This window comes from Bifidobacterium sp. LH_450 (genome assembly GCF_056356715.1).
In genome coordinates this window covers 405059-423564 of the sequence record NZ_JBKEUU010000002.1, presented here as the reverse complement: position 1 = coordinate 423564, position 18506 = coordinate 405059, and the positions used below count along the sequence as shown (strand labels likewise).

The following is an 18506-nucleotide window of genomic DNA, read 5'->3' as shown; positions in this document are numbered from 1 at the left end:
GGCGGCTCCGGCTTCAGCGTGCGGAACGCGTCCGACTGGCAGCCGGACTACGGCACCCCTTCTCCCCCTCCCCCATATCAGACGCCGGCGTATCAGGTTCCTCTCACGGCGGCCGGTCCCACCCCGGCAATCCGCACCGACCGCGGCGGCGTGTCGGGGAACCGGAACCAAGGAGACGCCGGAAGGGCGGTTCCGGTTCCTCTGGTTATGGCGTGTCGGGGAACCGGAACCAAGGAGACGCCGGAAGGGTGGGTCCGGTTCCTCTGATTGCGGCGTGTCGGGGGAACCGGAATGGAAAGAAACGAAAGCGCCCTCCCGTTTGCGTAACGGGAGGGCGCTTCGCTAAGCGTGCTGGAACGCGGAATCTAGATTAGATCCGGCGCGTTTCCGGCGACCGGCTCACTCGGCGTTTTCAGCCGGGCCTTCAGCGGTCGCTTCCGGAGCGGCGGCTTCGAAGTCGGGGGCGGCGGCCTCGTCCGGCACCTCGACGGTGACGACGGACTCGTCCATGTTCTCGACGTCGAGCTCGACGCCTTCCGGCATTTCGAGATCCTTGGCGTAGACCTTGGTGCCGTCGGTCAGGCCGTCGACGTTCACGACGATCTTCTCGGGCAGGTTGGCGACATCGGCGCGGACCTTGAGCTCCTGGATGTCGACGAACGCCTTCGCGGCGCCCTTCGGGGTGCCTTCGACGAACACCGGCACCTCGACCTCGATCTTCTCGCCGGCGCGCACTTCGTAGAAGTCGACGTGCTCGACGGTGCGCTTGACCGGGTTCTTCTGGACTTCCTTGGCGACGGCGAGCTTGGACTGGCCGTCGAAATTGATGGTGAACAGGGCGTTCGTCAGGCGCAGGGCCAGCGTCGTTTCCTTCTGCGGCAGCTTGATGTAGACCGGCTGCTCGCCGCCGGCGTAGATCGTCGCCGGGATTTCCTTGGCCACGCGCATGCGGCGGGCGGGGCCCTTGCCGAATTCGGTGCGCAGGGAGCCTTCAAGCACGATGGTGTTGTTTGCCATGTCGTTTTCCTTTCGTATCTGTCGCGTTTCGGCGCATCTTCGAACCAACGCGCGCCCTCGCCGAAAGGAAAGGGGCGTCAAGCCGAGTCGATCACGGAAGCCGGGCCGCGTTCCGCGCCCGCTTCCCTCGCCAAAGCAACCGTTTCAATCTATCCGACCCCGCGGACGACGCCTGCCCCTCTTGGTTCCGGTTCCTCAACACGCCGGCCCGAGAGGAACCGGAGCGGGGATGATTCCGATTTTCACGGCCCGGTTCCTCAACACGCCGCGTTGGGAGGAACCGGAGCCAGCGATTCTGGGCTTTTCTGGGTCCGGTTCCCCGACACGCCGGAGCGGGAGGAACCGGAGGCGGCAGGTTCAGGTCTTCGCTGTTCCGGTTCCTGGGCGGGTTTTCCGGGCAGCGAAGAAACCAGTGAACACGGAGCCGGAATTGGACAATGGAGGCAGGGGCATCGAACGATATTCAGGAGAGGAGCCCATTATGTCGTCAAGCAAGAAGCCTGCACTCACCAAGGAAACCGCCAGCACGGTCAACGCCGCCCGGAGAACCGGAGCTCGCCGTGGCGGCTGCTGCGGCTGCACCGCGGGAAAGGTCGCGAAGAAGGCCGTGAAGGGGGCCGCGATCGGAGCCGGCATCTACGCGCTCGCGTCGGCGATCGCGTTCGAGTTCACCGTCGACACGAAGTCGCCGGTGTCGGTATTCGCGATGAAGGCCAGCGGCAAGTTCAAGAAGAAGATGGCGACGCCGAGCGATTTCACCGCCGAAGCGGCGGCCTGGTTCCAGCGCGAGAAGCAGGAGATCTTCACCACGGCCGCCCGCGACGGCGCCCGGCTGCACGCCTGGAAGTTCGAGCCGTTCGACAGCGAGCCGCGGCCGCACCAGGTGGTGCTGTGCGTGCACGGCTACATGGGCGACCCGACCGAAATGCAGCCGTGGGCCTACCACTTCGCGCAGCGCGGCTTCACGGTCGTCGTGCCGTCGCTGCGCGGCGACGCGCTCGACGATGGCCGCTTCACCGGCATGGGCTACACCGAAAGCCTCGACGTGCACGACTGGGTCGAGGCGATCGTCAAGGAGGATCCGGATGCCGAGATCCTGCTCGACGGCACGTCGATGGGCGGCACGACGGTGCTGCTGGCGGCCGGCGACACCGAGATGCCGGACAACGTCAAGGCCATCCTCGCCGACAGCGCCTTCGACTCCTCGTTCGAGGAGATGGTCGATTCGACGATCACCAACACGCATCTGCCGCGGCCGCTCGCCCGCGCGCTGGTCAACGGGGTCGACGTCATCAACCGCTTCGTGCAGGGCTTCTCGTTCAAGGACGTGTCGGTGCAGGACGCCGTCACGCACATCACGCTGCCGGTGCTGTTCCTGCAGGGTTCCGACGACACCGTCGTGCCGCCCGACTCGATCGACGTGCTCTACGACGCGTGCGCGTCCGACGACAAGCACAAGCTGATGATCGACGGCGCGAAGCACACGTTCGAGGTGCTCACCGAACCGGAACTGTACTGGGACACCGTCGACGGCTTCGTCGACCGGATCTTCCCGCGCAAATAGTCCGCGCAGAGGGCTGTAACGGAGCGTCTCAATCGGAAAGGGGCCGGATTGATTTTGGCCACGCAAGGAACAAGGCAGCCGTGACGCACAAGGCTCCAATTACACTGGAAGCATGACGAAACCCACAGATTCCCGCAGCGGTTCCGGACGACGCGAGGGCGGCGGCGCGGCGCGGCATTCCGCGGATGCGCCGCGGCATTCCGGCGCTGCAGCCGGCAGATTCCTGCGCCGGGCGGCGCTTGCGATGGGCGCCGGCGCGGCGGCCATCGCCACGGCCGGCGCCGCCGTCTATGCCATCGCGCTGGATACCCGCTCCCCCGTTTCGCTGTTCCGGCTCAAGCGCGCCGGCAAGCTCGCGTCGTGGGACGAGACGGTGGCGAATCTCGACCCGGCTTCGCGCCGCTGGTTCGAGGACACGAAGCAGCCGATACGCATGGCCGGCCCCGCGGGCACGCGCCTGCACGCATGGAAATTCGACCCGGACACCGCCACGCCGCTGCCGCACCGCTACGCGATCTGCGTGCATGGCTATACCGGCGAGCCGCTCGAAATGGCGCCATGGGCCTACCATTACGCGCGGCTCGGCTTCACCGTGCTCGTTCCGGCGCAGCGCGGCCACGAGCTCAGCGGCGGCCGCTATGTGGGCCTCGGCTACGAGGAGGCGAAGGACGTGCTGGCATGGACGGACGCCGTCGTCGCCGCGGATAGCGAAGCGGAGATCCTGCTCGACGGCAATTCGATGGGCGCCGCGACGGTGCTCGCAGCCGCGGGCTCGCCCGAAGCGCCTGAGAACATCAGGGGCGTCGTCGCCGACAGCGCCTACTGCGACGCGTACGGCCAGCTGGTTCGCTCGACCGCCCAGACGCTGCATGTGCCGCGGCGGCTCGCCACATGGATCGTAGACGCCGCGGATATCGTCAACCGGCTTGTGCTCAAGCGCCCCTTCACCGCCGGGGCGGCGATTACGGCAATCGGGGGCATCAAGGCGCCGGTGCTGCTCGTGCAGGGTTCGGCGGACGACGTCGTCGACCCGCAGGCGCTCTCCACGCTTTACCTGCGCGCCAGCGAGACGGGCAGGCACGTGCAGAAGCTGCAGATTGCGGGCGCGGCGCACACGGCAAGCGTGCGGCGGGATCCGGCGCTCTACTGGAGCACGGTCGACGGCTTCCTGCGCCGTTGCGGGCTGATTGAGTAGCCATTGCGGTCCACTCGTTGCTTTCCCTCAAAAGGCTGCACACAAATTACAGAGGCCCCGCACGAATGTTTTCGTGCGAGGCCTCTTTTTGCTGGACGCTGCTACATCCGGATGCTACTGGAGGAGCTCCTTGACGGCGGCGATGACGGCCTGCAGGCTCGCCTTGGCGTCGCCGAACAGCATCTGGGTGTTGGGCTCGAAGTAGAGCTCGTTCTCGATGCCGGCGTAGCCCTTGCCGCGGCCGCGCTTCATGACGACGACGTTCTGGCTCTTGTCGACGTCGAGGATCGGCATGCCGGACACCGGGGTGCCGGGCTTGCGGGCGGCCGGGTTCGTGACGTCGTTCGCGCCGACGACCAGCGAGACGTTGGCCGACGGGAACTGCGGGTTGACGTCGTCGAGGTCGATGAGCTCGTCGTAGGGCACGTTCGCCTCGGCGAGCAGCACGTTCATGTGGCCAGGCATGCGGCCGGCCACCGGGTGGATGGCGTACTCGACCTCGACGCCGTGCTCCTTGAGCAGCTCGCCCAGGTCGGCGAGCTCGCGCTGGGCCTGCGCCTGCGCGAGGCCGAAGCCCGGCACGAAGATGACCTTGTCGGCGTAGACGAGCTGGACGGCCAGATCGTCGGCCGACGTTTCCTTCATCGTGCCTTCCGGACCGTCGCCCGCGGCGCCGCCGGAGGCAGCGCCGCCGCCGAAGCCGCCGGCGAGGACGGACATGAGCGGGCGGTTCATGGCCTTGGACATGAGCACCGAGAGCGTGACGCCGGCCGCGCCGACGAGGGCGCCGGCCACGATCAGCGCGACGTTGTCGATCGCCAGGCCGGACATGGCCACGGCGGTGCCGGTGCAGGCGTTAAGCACGGAGATGACGACCGGCATGTCGGCGCCGCCGATCGGGATGACGAAGACGAGGCCGTAGCACAGCGCGAAGACGGTGGTCAGGATCGAGAACAGCAGGCGCTGCTCGGGGAACACGCACAGCAGCACGAGGGAGGCGACGGTCAGGACGATGAACAGGATGTTCCAGAAGCCCTTGCCCGCCAGGCGCAGGTTCTTCACCCACTTGATGCCCTGCAGCTTGCCGGCGGCGATCAGCGAGCCGGTGAACGTCACCGAGCCGATCATGACGCCCAGGCCGGCCGTGATGAGCACGACGAGCGACGGGGTGCCTTCGGAGGCGAGGATGTCGTTCAGGGCGACCAGCGCGGCAGCGCCGCCGCCGACGGTGTTGAACACCGACACCAGCTGCGGCATGTCGGTCATCTTCACCTTCTTGGCGGAGACGACGCCGGCCACCGCGCCGACGGCGATGCCGGCGATCAGCAGGCCGACGGCGATCCACGACACGAAGCCCTGCGCGAACAGCTTGATGAACGCCATGGCGACGGCGATGACCATGCCGACGGCGGAGATCGTGTTGCCGCGGCGCGCCGTCTTCGGGGAATTCATGAAGTGCAGGCCCATGACGAAGAGGACCGCGGACAGCAGGTAGACGAACCAGGAAACGATGTCGAGCGAGCTCGTCCCGGCCTCGACCTGGGAGGCGTTTGCGATGAGTTCCATAGCTTTTACTTACCGTCCTTCTTGGTCGGTTCCTTCGACTTGTCGCTCTTGAACATCTCGAGCATGCGGTCCGTCACCACGTAGCCGCCGACGACGTTCATCGTGCCCAGCACGGCGGCCAGGAAGATGAACACGTAGCTCAGGGGCGAGTTCGCTTCGGCCGCCACGATGACGACGCCGACGATGACGATGCCGTGGATCGAGTTGGCGCCCGACATCAGCGGCGTATGCAGCGTGGCCGGGACCTTGCCGATGACCTCGATGCCGATGAGCAGCGCGAGGATGAACAGCGTAATGGAAACTACAAGATCAGGCATCGTCACTCCCCTTTCGTGCCGTCAGTTGCCACGACCATCGCCTGGTCGATTTCGTCGGACAAGTCCACGGCGAGCTTGCCGTCGTGGATGAAGTGGACGAGGATGTCGGCCACGTTGCGCGCCAGCAGGTTCGAGGCGGTCGTTGCCACGTCGCTGGCCAGGTACGGGGCGCCGATGATCGTCACGCCGCGGTCGGTGACCTGTTCGCCGACCTTCGAGCCCTCGACGTTGCCGCCCAGGTCCGAAGCCGCGCAGTCCACGATGACGGCGCCGCGGTGCAGCCCGTCCACGCCTGCGCGGGTCAGCAGGACCGGGGGCTTGCGGCCCGGCACCTTCGCCGTCGTGATGATGATGTCGAAGCCGGCTGCCTTCTCGTCGACGGCCGCCTGCTGGGCGGCCTGCTCTTCCGGCGTCAGCGCGCGGGCGTAGCCGCCCTCGCCCTGGCCCTTCGAGAAGTCGAGGCCAAGATCGAGGAACTTCGCGCCGAGCGATTCGACTTCCTGCTGCGAGGCGGGGCGCACGTCGTACGCGGTGACGACGGCGCCGAGGCGCTTGGCCGTGCCGATGGCCTGCAGGCCGGCGATGCCGGCGCCCAGCACGAGGACCTTGGCCGGGCGGATGGTGCCGGCGGCCGTGGTCATCATCGGCAGGAAGGAGCCGTAGGCGTTGGCGGCCACGAGGGCGGCCTTGTAGCCCATCACCGAATTCTGCGACGTCATTTCGTCCATCGACTGCGCGGAGGACAGCTGGCGCGGCAGGCGCTCGATGGCGACGGCCGTGAGCTTGTCCTTGGCGAGCGCGTCGACGTAGTCGGCGTCGGTGAACGAGCCGAGCATGCCGATGACCCAGGTGCCCGGCTTCATCGAGGCGGCCAGCTCCAGCGACGGCCTGTCCACGAAGCCGAGCGCGTCGGCGTCGGCCAGGATGCGCTTGCGGTCGGCGATCTGGGCGCCGGCCTTGGCGTAGTCGTCGTCAACGTAGCCCGCGCGTTCGCCGGCCCCGGCTTCCACCAGGCAGCGCACGCCGGACTTCTTCAGGCGCGTCACGATGTCGGGCGTCAACGCCACGCGGGATTCGTGCTCCCCCGTTTCGTTGAACACGCCGAACGTCACGGCGCCTTCTGTCAGTTCAGTCATGTGAACCCTTTCTTGCTATTGGCGGCCCGGCCCGCTGGCCTTTCAACGGTGCCGGACATACAGCGCAACAGTCTAGCCAAACCCCCGTAGCCGCGCCGCGATGTTCCATCTTTCGATGCGCTTTCGGCTCACTTTTTTCACCCGCGCGCCGCGGAAAGGGGCCGCAAACGGCGGAATCCCAAGGAAAGCTACGGAAACGTAAGGTGACGAAAGGCAACTGCCGGACTACGATGCTTTAGGTAGCAAGCAACGGTTAGACGTTGGAATCAAGCACTTTGGAGGAACCGCCGTGTCCGTTTTCGATACGCTCAAGGGACATGCGTCGCGCACGACGCAGAAGATCCTGAATCTCAAGGACGACTTCACCCATCCGGTGACCGACGATACGCCCGACGAGCCCGACTACCTGAACGCCGGCGACACGGTGCAGCACCACAACTACGCGGACCTCCCGCACGTGGACTACTGGGGGCCGGACCGGCCGACGACGACGTTCATCGACGCCGACTCGAAGTACCTGACGGCCAGCACCGAGGGCAACCCGCCGCTGCCGGACGACTACACCGTGTACGACCTGTACGCCGACCGCGCGCGCAGGATGGGCGACGAGCCGCTCTATACGTTCCAGGAGGGCACCGCCTGGGTGACCAAGACGGCGAACGAGACGCTCGCCGACATCCGCGCCGTCGCCAAGGGCCTGCTGCACCTGGGGATCAAGCGCGGCGACGGCGTGGCGTTCATGTGCCACACCAGCTACGACTGGAACGTGTTCGACGGCGCGGTGCTCGCCATCGGCGGCGTGCTGGCGACGATCTACGACACCGATTCCGCCGAGCAGATCCGCAACATCGTGCTCAACTCGGACGCCAGGCTCCTGGCCGTCGAGACGAAGGGCATGAAGGACGAGACCGACCTGGCCAAGGCCGAATGCAAGACGCTCGAGCACGTCGTGTGCTTCGAGACCGGCGGCCTCGACGAGCTCAAGGCGTACGGCGCCGTCATTTCCGACGACGAGCTCGACAAGCGCATCGCCGAGGTGCGCATCGACGACCTGTGCTCGATCGTGTACACGTCCGGCTCCACGGCGGCGCCGAAGGGCGTCGAGATGACGCACAAGGACTACTGCACGACCGCCGTCAACCTGCCGCCGTACATGCCGGAGCTGCTGGAGAACAAGAAGCACCGCGTGCTGCTGTTCCTGCCGCAGGCGCACACGTTCGCCCGCGCCATCAACTACATCTGCGTCGCTTCCGAAATCCACATCTACATCGCCCGCGGCATCAAGACGCTCACCTCCGACCTGCAGGTGGCGCGCCCGCATACGACGATCGTCGTGCCGCGCGTGCTGGAGAAGATCTACAACGCCGCTTCCCAGAAGGCCGGCAACGGCCCCAAGGGCGTCGTGTTCGCCGCTTCCGTCGTGGCCGCGCAGAAGTACATGCAGGAGATTTCCGAGAAGGGCAAGGCGTCGGCGTTCGTCAAGGCGCGCCGCAACGCGTTCGACCCGCTCGTCTATTCGTCGATCCGCGAGGTGCTCGGCGGCCACGCGCAGTGGATCGTCACCGGCGGCGCCCCGCTCGACCCGGAGCTGATGAGCTTCTTCCGCGGCGCCGGCATTCCGGTATACGAAGGCTACGGCCTGACCGAAACGACCGCGCCGTGCGCGTTCAACCCGCTGACGGTGCCGTACCATGCCGGCTCGGTCGGCATTCCGTTCCCGGGCTTCCAGGTGCGCATCGGCGAAGGCGACGAAATCGAGGTCAAGGGCGAGTCGGTGTTCAAGCGCTACCACAAGAACGAGGAGGCCACGAAGGAGTCGTTCACCGAGGACGGCTGGTACATCACCGGCGACCTGGGGCGCCTGGACGACGACGGCTTCCTCTACATCATCGGGCGCAAGAAGGACCTGATCATCACCGCAGGCGGCAAGAACGTGTCCCCCGGCCCGATCGAGGAGGTCATCGAGCGCTGCCCGATCGTCTCGCAGGCCCTCGTGCTCGGCGACAAGCGCCCGTTCATTTCGGCGCTGATCACGCTCGACGAGGAGTCGCTGCGCCCGTGGCTGATGAGCAAGGGCCTCAACGGCGACATGACGATGCAGGAGGCGGCCGACAACGCCGCCGTGCGCGCCGAGGTGCAGAAGTACGTCGACCAGGCCAACGAAGGCGTCTCGCGCGCCGAATCGGTGCGCAAGTTCATCATCCTGCCCGAGGACTTCACGCAGGAAAACGGCCTGCTGACCGCCTCGATGAAGGTGATCCGCCCGAAGGTCATCAAGCGCTACATGAACCTGCTCAACACGCAGATGTACACGAAGCGCACCGCCCCGAAGGATTCCTCCAAGTAGCAGGCAGCCCGGCGGCCACGCCGCACCGGGCGCAATGCACAAGCAGCAAGCGGCCCCTCCCGAATGCAAAATCGGGAGGGGCCGCTTTTCGAATCTAGAAGCCGAGCTTTTCGAGCTTCTTGGTGTCGGTCTGCCAGTTCTTGGCGACCTTGACGTGCATGTCGAGCTGCGCCTTCTGGCCGACGATGCGGTTGACGGCGGTGCGCAGCTTTTTCTTGACGGCGACGAGGTGCTCGGCCTTGCGGCCGATGATGATCGGCTTCTGCGAGTCGCGCTCGACGTAGATCGACACCATGACGCGCGCCTTGCCGTTGTACGCCTCGCCCGTCTCGGCGTCCGTGGGGTACTCGATCGAGTCGACGACGACGGCGAGCGAATGCGGCAGCTCGTCGTCGAGCTCCTCGAGGAACGCGCCGCGCACGAGCTCGGCGATCGTTTCCTCCGGCCGCTCCTCGCTGACCATTTCCGCCGGGTACATCTGCGGGCCTTCCGGCAAGTTCTCGATGAGCACCTTGCGCACTTCGTCGAGGTTGTCGTGCTCGAGCGCCGACACCGGCACGATGTCGGTGAAGTCGGCGAACGTATCGACCTCGATGAGCTTCTTGACGAGCCCTTCGCGGCCCAGCTTGTCGATCTTCGTGACGATGGCGATCAGCGGCACCTTCCACTGCCACGAGCCGTCCGGGGACTTGACGGCGAAGTCGGAACGCAGCCGCGAGAGGATGCGCTTGTCGCCTGGGCCGATCTCCTGGTCGCCGGGCAGCAGGAACGCCACCGCATCGCAGTCCGAGAGCGATTCGTCGACGATGTCGTTGAGCCGCTGGCCCAGCAGCGTGCGCGGCCGGTGGATGCCGGGCGTGTCGACGAGGACGATCTGGGCGCTGTCGGTCGTCAGGATGCCGCGGATGGCCTTGCGCGTCGTTTCGGGGCGCGACGAAGCGATGGCGATCTGCGTGCCGACCAGCCCGTTGATCAGCGTCGACTTGCCGACGTTCGGACGCCCTACGACGGCGACGAAGCCGGAACGGTAGCCGTCCGGGCGCGCCGGCGCCACCGCCGCATCATGCGGCGCGCTTTGCGCGGCCTGCATGGCCTCGCCGCCCTGCGCGGCCCCGCCTTCCTGCATGGGTTCGGCGTCCCGTTCGCGTTCGGTGCCCTGCTTCGTGTCGCTCATTGCCGCTCCTCGCTGTCGCCGGCGCCCCCGGCGCCATCCGTTTCGTCTTTCGTGGTTTCAGTTTCGCCGCCGCTCTCGACGCGGTTCGGCTCGACGACGATCGTCGAGACCTTCTTGCGCCGCCCGGCCGAATCGACCGCCTTGAGCCGCAGCCCGTGGGTGACGGCGCTGGCGCCGACGATCGGCACGCGCCCCAGCAGCTTGGTCAGCAGGCCGTAGACGGTGTCGACGTCGCTTTCGTCGAGGTCAATCTGGAAGATCTCCTCGAGGTCGGCGATCGGCGTGCGCGCCGGCATGCTCCATTCGTCGGGGCCGATCTGCTGCGGCTGCGCATGCTGCGTGCGGTCGTGCTCGTCGGCCAGCTCGCCGACGATCTCCTCGATGGCGTCCTCCACGGTGACCAGGCCCGCCACCCCGCCGTATTCGTCGACGACGACGGCGACATGGTGCCGCGTCTGCTGCATTTCATGGAACAGGTCGTCGACCGGCTTCGATTCGGGCACGAGCATCGGCGCGCGCACGATCGAGCTGACGGCGCGCGAATCGGCGGCCGCGTTGAAGGCGGTGGCGCGCACGGCGTCCTTGAGGTAGGCGATGCCGATCAGGTCGTCGACGTCGGTGCCGATGACCGGGATGCGCGAGAAGCCCGAGCGCGAGCACAGCCGCAGGAAGTCCTCGAGCGTTTCGTCGCGCTCGATGGTGATCATGTCGGTGCGCGGCACCATGATCTCGCGCGTCAGCGTATCGGACAGCCGCAGCACGTTGCGCAGCATTTCCGAGACTTCCGGGTCCAGCCGGTTCGTTTCGATGAGCCGGTCGACGGCGGCGCGGCCCTGCTCGAGCTGCAGCTTCTCGCGTTCCTCGTCGTCGGACAGCTCGCCGTGGCTTTCGGCGGCGTCGCGCCGGCCCAGCGGCGCGCAGTTGAGCGCGAACGTCGCCAGCGAGGCGTGGCGCAGCACGACGTGCAGCGGATCCGAGCTGCCGGCGTTCTTCGGCCGCATCAGCAGCGAGATGAACGCCACCACGCAGGCGACGACGGCGCCGGCCACCAGCACGCCCCACAGCGGCGCGTCCAGCAGCCACGCCACGCAGGCGACGAGCACGCCGACCAGCACGCTGCACAGCACGCGGTAGAACGCGCAGCCGCCGCCGGAGGCGCGACGGTTGGCGAGGATGCGCTGCACCTTCGCCACCTTCGTCATCGCCTTGCGCCGCGTGAACTGCGTCATTTCGGCGTCGGTCTGGATTTCGATCGTGTAGTTGTTCAGGTTCGCCCGCGTCACGCGTCCGATGGCGCTTTCCAGCGCCGCCATCAGCATCGAGGCCCACGTCAGGGCCGCGGCGACGACGGCCAGCACGATTACCGCCACCAGCGTCGTTTGATCGATCATAAGGCGCGTTCGACTTCCTTTCAGTGCATCAGCTGGCGGCCGGCGCCGTGTTCGGCATCCCAGATTTCCAGCTCGTTCGGCACGCCCTGCGGCAGGCTCACCAGCCAGTTGGAGCCCTGCCGCGCCGCGAAGAACGTCAGCAGCAGCTGGCGTTGCAGCCCGAACATCTGCCGTTCCTGTTCGGGGGTGCCATGGTCGTAGCCGAGCAGATGCAGGATGCCGTGGATCGTCAGCAGCAGCATTTCCGCCATCGTCGAATGGCCGGCCGCCAGCGCCTGCTGCTCGGCCACCCACGGGCAGATGACGATGTCGCCCAGGATTCCCTCGACCGGCGTCTTGCCGTCGCCGGGACGCAGCTCGTCCATCGGGAAGCTCATGACGTCGGTCGGCCCCTCGAGGTTCATCCAGCGCATGTGCAGCTGGGCGATCGGATCCGGGTCGACGAACATGATCGTCAGGTCGGACTGGGTGCTCACCTGCATCTGGTCCATGACCCATACGCCGAGATCCGAAAACACCTTCGGATCGATGATCCACTGCGTTTCATTGGTCACTTCAACGCTCATCGCGCTTGCGTTCCTTTCTTCCGGTCGCCGCCCGCCGCTTCCTGCGCGGCCTGCGTGCCCTGTGCGTGAAGCGCCCTGTCGCGGCGCGCCAGTTCGCGGCGTTCGTCCTCCCTGCCGTAGGCGTCGACGATGCGCCCGACGAGGGCGTGGCGCACGACGTCGCCGGCGCCCAGATGCACGAACGCGATGCCGTCGATGCCTCCCAGGATCCGCTCGATCGACTTGAGGCCCGAATGCGGCACCTCGAGATCGACCTGCGTGCTGTCGCCGGTAACGACCATCGTCGTGTTGAACCCCAGGCGCGTCAGGAACATCTTCATCTGCTGCTCGGTGGTGTTCTGCGCCTCGTCGAGGATGACGAACGCGTCGTTGAGCGTGCGGCCGCGCATGTAGGCCAGCGGCGCCACCTCGATCGTGCCGTCGTCGAGCAGCCGGCGCATCTGCTCGGCGCCGAGCATGTCGCCGAGCGCGTCGTACAGCGGGCGCAGGTACGGGTCGACCTTGTCGTTGAGCGTGCCGGGCAGGAAGCCGAGCCGCTCGCCGGCCTCCACGGCCGGGCGGGTGAGGATGATACGGCGCACTTCGCCGTCCTGGTACGCGCGCACCGCCTTCGCCACGGCCAGATAGGTCTTGCCGGTGCCGGCCGGCCCGATGCCGAAGGTGATGGTATTGGCGTCGATGGCGGCGACGTACTGCGCCTGGCCGCCCGTTTTCGGGCGCACCGGCTCGCCGTTGGCGAACGTGATCAGCCCCGGCATGCTGGGCCTGCGGCGCGCGACGCCATGCGTTGCATGGCGGCCGGCCTGCGCCGCCTGCTGCGTGGCGCGGCGCAGCCGTTCGACGGTCGCCCCATGCCCCGGCACCTGCGCGCGCACCGCGTTCGCCAGCACCTGCTGGTCGAGCATGCGCGAGACCATGTCGGCGTCCATCGGCGTCGTGTGCGCCGCCTCGATGATGGCGTGCAGCGCGTCCTCGGCCTGCGCCGCCTGCGACTCGCCTTCGCGGTCGGCCGCCCTGATCGTGATTTCGTTGCCGCGCACGTGCAGCGTGATGGCCGGGAAATGCTCCTCCACCGTGCGCACCGTTTCGTCGTACGGGCCGTACACGGCCAGCGGTTCCAGCGAATCGGGAACTTTCACCGTTCGTATAGTGCTTGCCAAATCCCCTCGGTTTCCTTGCTTGTCCCTGCTATGCGCCGATGCCTACTCGTCGAGCTTCTCGCCGGTGAGCACGTGCGCATGGACGTGGAAGACCGTCTGCCCGGCCTCTTCGCCGGTGTTGAACACGAGCCGGTAGGCGCCGTCGTATTCGCGGTCGGCGATGGACTGCGCCACCTCGACCATGTGCGCCAGCTGGCCCGGCGCCTTCGCGGCGAGCTCGGCGACGTTCGCGTAGTGGTCGCGCGGCACGATGAGCACGTGGACCTTCGCCTGGGGGTGGATGTCGCGGAACGCGTACGTCGTGGCGTCTTCATACACCTTTTCGCTCGGGACCTCGCAGTCCACGATCTTGCAGAACAGGCAGTTGTCGTCCTTCATGTTCCCTCCTACCGGAATGAGTGCGTTGTTCCTGTCGATACGCGACATTCTACAGTATCGCCGCGCGCGCTCAGCGGATGCGGCCGACGGTGCGCGACAGCAGCGAGAGCGCGACCGGGCCGGCCGTGGCCGCGCGCAGGATGTTCGAGCCCAGCAGCGCCACCTCGGCGCCGGCATCGCGGAACATCGCGATCTCCTGGTCCGAGATCCCGCCTTCCGGGCCGACGGCGACCCATACGGTGCGCGGCTTGCCGTCGGCTTCGGCCGAGGCGGCGATGGACAGCACGCGCCCCTCGACGTCCTCCCAGGTGCCGGTGGCGTCCTGATGGAGCACGACGACGAGCCCGGAGCGCACGTTGGCGCGCCGTATTTCGGCGACGACGTCCTTCGACGAATGCACTTCGAAGAGCTCGGGCATCCACGCGCGGCGCGACTGTTCGGTGGCCGCGGCGAGCGTCGAGGCCCACTTGCGGTCCGTCTTGCCGTCCTTCCAGCGTGCGATCGAGCGCTGCGCCTGCCACGGGATGACGGCGTCGACGCCGATCTGCGTGGCCATGTCGATGGCCTGCTCGTCGTGGCCCGTCTTGGCCAGCGCCTGGATCAGCCCGAGGCGCACGAGGGGCGCCGGCTCCTTTTCGAACGACCGTACCTCGACGACGCCCTCGGCGGCATCGCGCACGGCGGCGTTGATCTTCAGCCCCCGCCCGTCGGACAGCTGCAGCGGGTCCCCGTCCTGCAGGCGCATCGAGCCGATGGCATGGCGCCTGACCTGCGCGGGCAGCGCCAGCTTCCAGCCTTCATGGATTTCGTCGGCGTTGATCGGCACGTCGTCCTTCGCGCTGTCCAACAGGAAAAGAGGATCTGTCATAGCTCCGAATCTTAAACCAACGCCGGAAAAACCGGGCTTCCGGCGCCAATCCCCCCGTTTCGACACGCCGACGCTTGCGCGAACCAGAGCGAACGCATATAGTTTCATTTCGTTGCCCAGCGCAACGGACACCTGTCCGGGTGGCGGAATGGTAGACGCGCTAGCTTGAGGTGCTAGTGCCTATTTTAAACGGGCGTGCGGGTTCAAGTCCCGCTCCGGACACAAGCAAGACCGTGAACCGAAAGGTTCACGGTCTTTTCGTTTTCCCTCTCCCAACGAAACGAGGCGCACGATGCAGTTCATCCCCATCGATTCGGTAGACGACCCGCGGGTCGCGGCCTATACGAATCTCACCGAGCTGCAGCTGCGCAACCGGCTGGAACCGGAGCGGGGAATCTTCATCGCCGAATCGCCGAAGGTCATCGAGCGGGCGCTGGCAGCCGGCCGCGAGCCGCTCTCGCTGCTCGTCGAGGAGCCGTGGATCGAGTCGATGGCGCAGCAGTTCGCCGCCATCGACCGGCAGTGGGGCCCCGACGTGCCGGTGTACGTCGCCTCCCCCGAGCAGCTCAAGTCGCTGACCGGATACCGGCTGCACCGCGGCGCGATCGCGGCGATGCGGCGCTGGCCGCTGCCGACGGTCGCCGAGCTGTGCCGGGACGCGACGCGCGTCGCCGTGCTCGAGAACATCGTCGACCATACGAACGTCGGCGCGATCATGCGTTCGGCGGCGGCCCTGCAGGTCGACGCGGTGCTCGCGACGCCCTCGTGCGCCGATCCGCTCTACCGTCGCGCCGCGCGCGTATCGATGGGCACGGTGTTCCAGGTGCCGTGGACGCGCATCGGCGGCGACGACAAGCGTTACTGGCCGCGCAAAGGGCTCGAGGAGCTGCACGGACTGGGGTTCACGACGGTCGCGATGGCGCTGAGCGACGATTCCATATCGCTCGATGAACTGGCGCGCCGGCTGCGGCTGCCGCAGGACGCGCCGGAGCATATCGGCAAGGTCGCGCTGATCTTCGGCACCGAAGGCGACGGGCTGAGCCGGCATACGATCGCCGGGGCCGACCTGACGGTGAAGATCCCGATGAGCAACGGCGTCGACTCGCTCAACGTGGCCGCTTCCAGCGCCGTCGCGTTCTACGCGACGCGTCCGCAGGCGCCGCTGCAGTGACCGGCGGAGGAAACGCCGGCGAAGGAAATCTAGATTCGTAAAAAAGTTGCAGAAATCGACGCATTATTCCCCCTCGCGCTCCTCAAGCGGTAAAGTGTTGCCCGTAGGCAAACTCAGAGCAGAGAAGGCAACCAAAGAAGGAGCTCGCCATGGCCAAGAATCCGAAGATCCTGTCCATAGTCCTCGCGGGGGGCGAGGGAACGCGGCTGATGCCGCTGACGCGCGACCGCGCCAAGCCGGCCGTTCCGTTCGGTGGCGTCTACCGCCTCATCGACTTCCCGCTGAGCAACCTGGTCAATTCCGGCTACCGGCAGTGCATCGTCCTCACCCAGTACAAGTCCCATTCGCTGGACCGCCACATTTCGCAGACGTGGCGCTTCTCGCAGCTGCTGGGCAACTACGTCTCCCCCGTGCCCGCGCAGCAGCGGCTCGGCAAGCACTGGTACCTGGGGTCGGCGGACGCCATCTACCAGACGATCAACATCATCGAGGACGTGCGGCCGGACATCGTCGTCATCGTCGGCGCCGACCACGTCTACCGCATGGATTTCCAGCAGATGGTCCAGCAGCATATCGAGTCGGGGGCCGAGTTCACCGTCGCCGGCATCCGCCAGCCAATCGAGCAGTCGAACCAGTTCGGCGTCATCGAGGTGGACCCGGAGCATCCGGACATGATCAAGAGCTTCCAGGAGAAGCCGAAGGAGACGACCGGCCTGCCGGACTCCCCCGGCGAGATCCTCGCGTCGATGGGCAACTACGTGGCCAATACCGACGCGCTGTTCGAGGCGCTGGCGCTCGATTCGACGGCCGACAACACGCGGCACGACATGGGCGGCGACATCGCGCCGTATTTCGCGGCGCGCCACGAGGCCGGCGTCTACGACTTCTCGAAGAACGAGGTGCCGGGGGCGACGCCGACCGACCACGCCTACTGGCGCGACGTGGGCACGATCAAGCAGTTCTACGACGCGCACATGGACCTGATCTCCTTCGAGCCGGAATTCAACCTCTACAACGAGGACTGGCCGATCTACACGTACGCGAACAACCTGCCGCCGGCCAAGTTCGTGCATGCCGGCCAGGGGCGCGTGGGCCACGCGACCGATTCGATCGTCTCGCCCGGCGTGATCATCTCCGGCGGCGAGATCCACCACTCGATCATCTCGCCGAAGGTGCACGTGCATTCGTGGAGCCAGGTCGTCGACTCGATCCTGTTCGACAACGTCGTCATCAACCGCCGTGCGCGCGTCTACAAGGCGATCCTCGACAAAAACGTCGTCATCACCGAGAACTCCACCGTCGGCATCGACACCGAGCTCGACCTGTCGCGCGGCTTCACGGTGACGCCGGACGGCATCACCGTCGTGCCGAAGGGCACCGTCGTCGACGACTGACGTCGGCGGCCATACACGACAGGCCCCGGCGGCCGTCGTCCTACCCCAGGGTTGGGGAGGGGCGGCGGCCACCGGGGCCGCGTCATGCTGCGCGGGTCAGTAGCGCGGCAGCGCGTCGAGGTTGAAGCCCAGGGCGGCGAGCTGCTCGCGGCCCTCCGGGGTGATCTTGTCGACGGTCCAGCGCGGGTTCCACGTCCAGTCGATGCGGAATTCCTCGACGAGGCCGGCCAGCGTCGAGGCGCATTCGTCCTCGATCAGGTCGGTCAGCGGGCATGCCGGCGTCGTCAGCGTCATCGTGATGATCGCGCGGCCCAGCTCGTCGATCTCGATGCCGTAGACGAGCCCCAGGTCGATGACGTCGATGCCCAGCTCCGGGTCGATGACCTGGTGCAGCGCTTCCTTGACGTCCTGCGCAGTGGCGCGGCCGATGTCGCTGTACGACTTGAGCGCGATGTCGTCGACGACCTCCTCGTTGCCGTGCTTGCAGCCGCACGGGCCGTCGCCGTGGCCGTCGCCATGGCCGTGGCCTTCGCCGCCGCAGCATTCCTGGCCGGAAGCGGCGGCGCTTTCCTGGGGCTGCCCGAGCGTTGCAGCCAGCGCCGGGTTGGCCATGACGGCGGCCGCCGTATCCTCGTCGCCGACGGCCGCTGCAACGGCGTCGAACACGGTGCTCTTGGGTTCGGGAACCAGATTGTCGCTCATCGTATGCTGTCCTCTCCTCAGACGGTTCCGTTTGCTTGCTGCGCGAGCGCGCGGGCGGCCGCGTCCTTCATGCCTTCCCAGCCTAGCAGCGCGCACTTGATTCGCATAGGGTATTTCGAGACGCCCTGGAACACGACGGCGTCGCCCAGCTCGTCTTCCAGCGCCTCGTCGTCCAGGCCGGCGCCGCGCGACTCCATCAGCTTGCGAAACGCGGCGTACAGCTCCATTGCCTCGTCGAGCGTCTTGCCTTCGACGAGGTCGACCATGATCGACAGGCTGGCCTGGGAAATGGAGCAGCCCTGGCCGTCCCATACGATCCGCTCGATGCGGTGCGGCTCGCCCTGCGACAGCTCGACGTGCACGCTCGCCTCGTCGCCGCATGTCGGGTTGAACTGGTGGGAGCGGGCCGCCGAACACGCTTCGTGCTGCGCCGTCACCGTCGCCTCTCCCCCGGCGTTCGTGCCGTCGAGGAAGTCGCCGGCGAAGCGTTCGCGGCCGTGCGGATGCTTCGACGCCTCCAGAATGACCTCCTGGTACATCTGCTCCAAATCGTCGCCCAT

17 protein-coding genes and 1 tRNA gene are annotated in these 18506 nt (G+C 66.9%); 6 read left to right on the top strand and 12 right to left on the bottom strand.

The genetic code is table 11. The features are described 5' to 3' along the window. Window positions 1-399 precede the first annotated feature (399 nt). Window positions 400-1017 (bottom strand): 50S ribosomal protein L25/general stress protein Ctc, encoded by a 618-nt coding sequence (locus AC1AXT_RS04245; RefSeq protein WP_476539456.1) that lies wholly within the window; start codon window positions 1015-1017, stop codon window positions 400-402. A gap of 481 nt (window positions 1018-1498) precedes the next feature. Here AC1AXT_RS04245 and AC1AXT_RS04240 point away from each other — a divergent pair, with 481 nt between their 5' ends. Beyond that, the gene (locus AC1AXT_RS04240) at window positions 1499-2581 is read left to right on the top strand and encodes an alpha/beta hydrolase (RefSeq protein ID WP_476539454.1); all 1083 of its coding nucleotides are present in this window, start codon (window positions 1499-1501) and stop codon (window positions 2579-2581) included. 112 nt (window positions 2582-2693) lie between these two features. Next, window positions 2694-3776 carry an alpha/beta hydrolase gene (locus tag AC1AXT_RS04235; protein WP_476539452.1) on the top strand — a complete coding sequence of 361 codons (1083 nt, stop codon included), beginning with the start codon at window positions 2694-2696 and terminating at the stop codon, window positions 3774-3776. A 114-nt stretch (window positions 3777-3890) separates the two neighbouring features. On the opposite strand, the gene AC1AXT_RS04230 is transcribed toward AC1AXT_RS04235, so the two are convergent. The 3 genes from AC1AXT_RS04230 to AC1AXT_RS04220 are packed head-to-tail and all read right to left on the bottom strand — an operon-like array spanning window position 3891 to window position 6795. After that, window positions 3891-5342 carry an NAD(P)(+) transhydrogenase (Re/Si-specific) subunit beta gene (locus tag AC1AXT_RS04230; RefSeq protein ID WP_476539450.1) on the bottom strand — a complete coding sequence of 484 codons (1452 nt, stop codon included), beginning with the start codon at window positions 5340-5342 and terminating at the stop codon, window positions 3891-3893. Window positions 5343-5347: 5 nt separating this feature from the next. Continuing rightward, window positions 5348-5659 carry an NAD(P) transhydrogenase subunit alpha part 2 gene (locus AC1AXT_RS04225; RefSeq protein WP_476539448.1) on the bottom strand — a complete coding sequence of 104 codons (312 nt, stop codon included), beginning with the start codon at window positions 5657-5659 and terminating at the stop codon, window positions 5348-5350. Between the two features lie 2 nt (window positions 5660-5661). Then, window positions 5662-6795, bottom strand: coding sequence for an NAD(P) transhydrogenase subunit alpha (locus tag AC1AXT_RS04220; protein ID WP_476539446.1), 1134 nt, complete (start codon window positions 6793-6795; stop codon window positions 5662-5664). Between the two features lie 289 nt (window positions 6796-7084). On the opposite strand from AC1AXT_RS04220, the gene AC1AXT_RS04215 reads away from it, so the two are divergent. After that, window positions 7085-9142 (top strand): AMP-dependent synthetase/ligase, encoded by a 2058-nt coding sequence (locus tag AC1AXT_RS04215; RefSeq protein ID WP_476539444.1) that lies wholly within the window; start codon window positions 7085-7087, stop codon window positions 9140-9142. A gap of 94 nt (window positions 9143-9236) precedes the next feature. On the opposite strand, the gene era is transcribed toward AC1AXT_RS04215, so the two are convergent. The 6 genes from era to AC1AXT_RS04185 form a co-directional block, all read right to left on the bottom strand. Then, entirely contained in the window at window positions 9237-10232 is a 996-nt protein-coding gene (gene era / locus AC1AXT_RS04210; RefSeq protein WP_476540475.1) for a GTPase Era, read from the bottom strand. An 80-nt stretch (window positions 10233-10312) separates the two neighbouring features. After that, the gene (locus AC1AXT_RS04205; RefSeq protein WP_476562929.1) at window positions 10313-11707 is read right to left on the bottom strand and encodes a hemolysin family protein; all 1395 of its coding nucleotides are present in this window, start codon (window positions 11705-11707) and stop codon (window positions 10313-10315) included. Window positions 11708-11727: 20 nt separating this feature from the next. Continuing rightward, the gene (gene ybeY / locus AC1AXT_RS04200; protein ID WP_476539440.1) at window positions 11728-12273 is read right to left on the bottom strand and encodes an rRNA maturation RNase YbeY; all 546 of its coding nucleotides are present in this window, start codon (window positions 12271-12273) and stop codon (window positions 11728-11730) included. Continuing rightward, on the bottom strand, window positions 12270-13433 hold the full coding sequence (locus tag AC1AXT_RS04195; RefSeq protein WP_476539438.1) for a PhoH family protein: 1164 nt from the start codon (window positions 13431-13433) through the stop codon (window positions 12270-12272). Before AC1AXT_RS04195 ends, ybeY begins: the two co-directional genes overlap by 4 nt. A gap of 42 nt (window positions 13434-13475) precedes the next feature. Beyond that, entirely contained in the window at window positions 13476-13811 is a 336-nt protein-coding gene (locus AC1AXT_RS04190; protein ID WP_476539436.1) for a histidine triad nucleotide-binding protein, read from the bottom strand. A gap of 70 nt (window positions 13812-13881) precedes the next feature. Beyond that, window positions 13882-14679 (bottom strand): 16S rRNA (uracil(1498)-N(3))-methyltransferase, encoded by a 798-nt coding sequence (locus AC1AXT_RS04185; RefSeq protein WP_476539434.1) that lies wholly within the window; start codon window positions 14677-14679, stop codon window positions 13882-13884. A gap of 134 nt (window positions 14680-14813) precedes the next feature. Between AC1AXT_RS04185 and AC1AXT_RS04180 the strand changes: the two genes are divergently transcribed. The 3 genes from AC1AXT_RS04180 (at window position 14814) to glgC (ending at window position 17244) form a co-directional block, all read left to right on the top strand. Continuing rightward, a tRNA-Leu gene (locus AC1AXT_RS04180) sits at window positions 14814-14901 on the top strand. A 70-nt stretch (window positions 14902-14971) separates the two neighbouring features. Next, on the top strand, window positions 14972-15850 hold the full coding sequence (locus AC1AXT_RS04175) for a TrmH family RNA methyltransferase (RefSeq protein ID WP_476539432.1): 879 nt from the start codon (window positions 14972-14974) through the stop codon (window positions 15848-15850). 149 nt (window positions 15851-15999) lie between these two features. After that, on the top strand, window positions 16000-17244 hold the full coding sequence (gene glgC, locus AC1AXT_RS04170; protein WP_476539430.1) for a glucose-1-phosphate adenylyltransferase: 1245 nt from the start codon (window positions 16000-16002) through the stop codon (window positions 17242-17244). Window positions 17245-17340: 96 nt separating this feature from the next. Here the strand turns inward: glgC and AC1AXT_RS04165 are convergent, their stop codons facing one another. Both AC1AXT_RS04165 and sufU read right to left on the bottom strand, forming a co-directional pair. After that, window positions 17341-17946 (bottom strand): metal-sulfur cluster assembly factor, encoded by a 606-nt coding sequence (locus AC1AXT_RS04165; RefSeq protein ID WP_476539428.1) that lies wholly within the window; start codon window positions 17944-17946, stop codon window positions 17341-17343. Between the two features lie 17 nt (window positions 17947-17963). Further along, complete coding sequence (sufU, locus tag AC1AXT_RS04160) at window positions 17964-18506, bottom strand: Fe-S cluster assembly sulfur transfer protein SufU (protein WP_476539426.1); 543 nt, start codon at window positions 18504-18506, stop codon at window positions 17964-17966.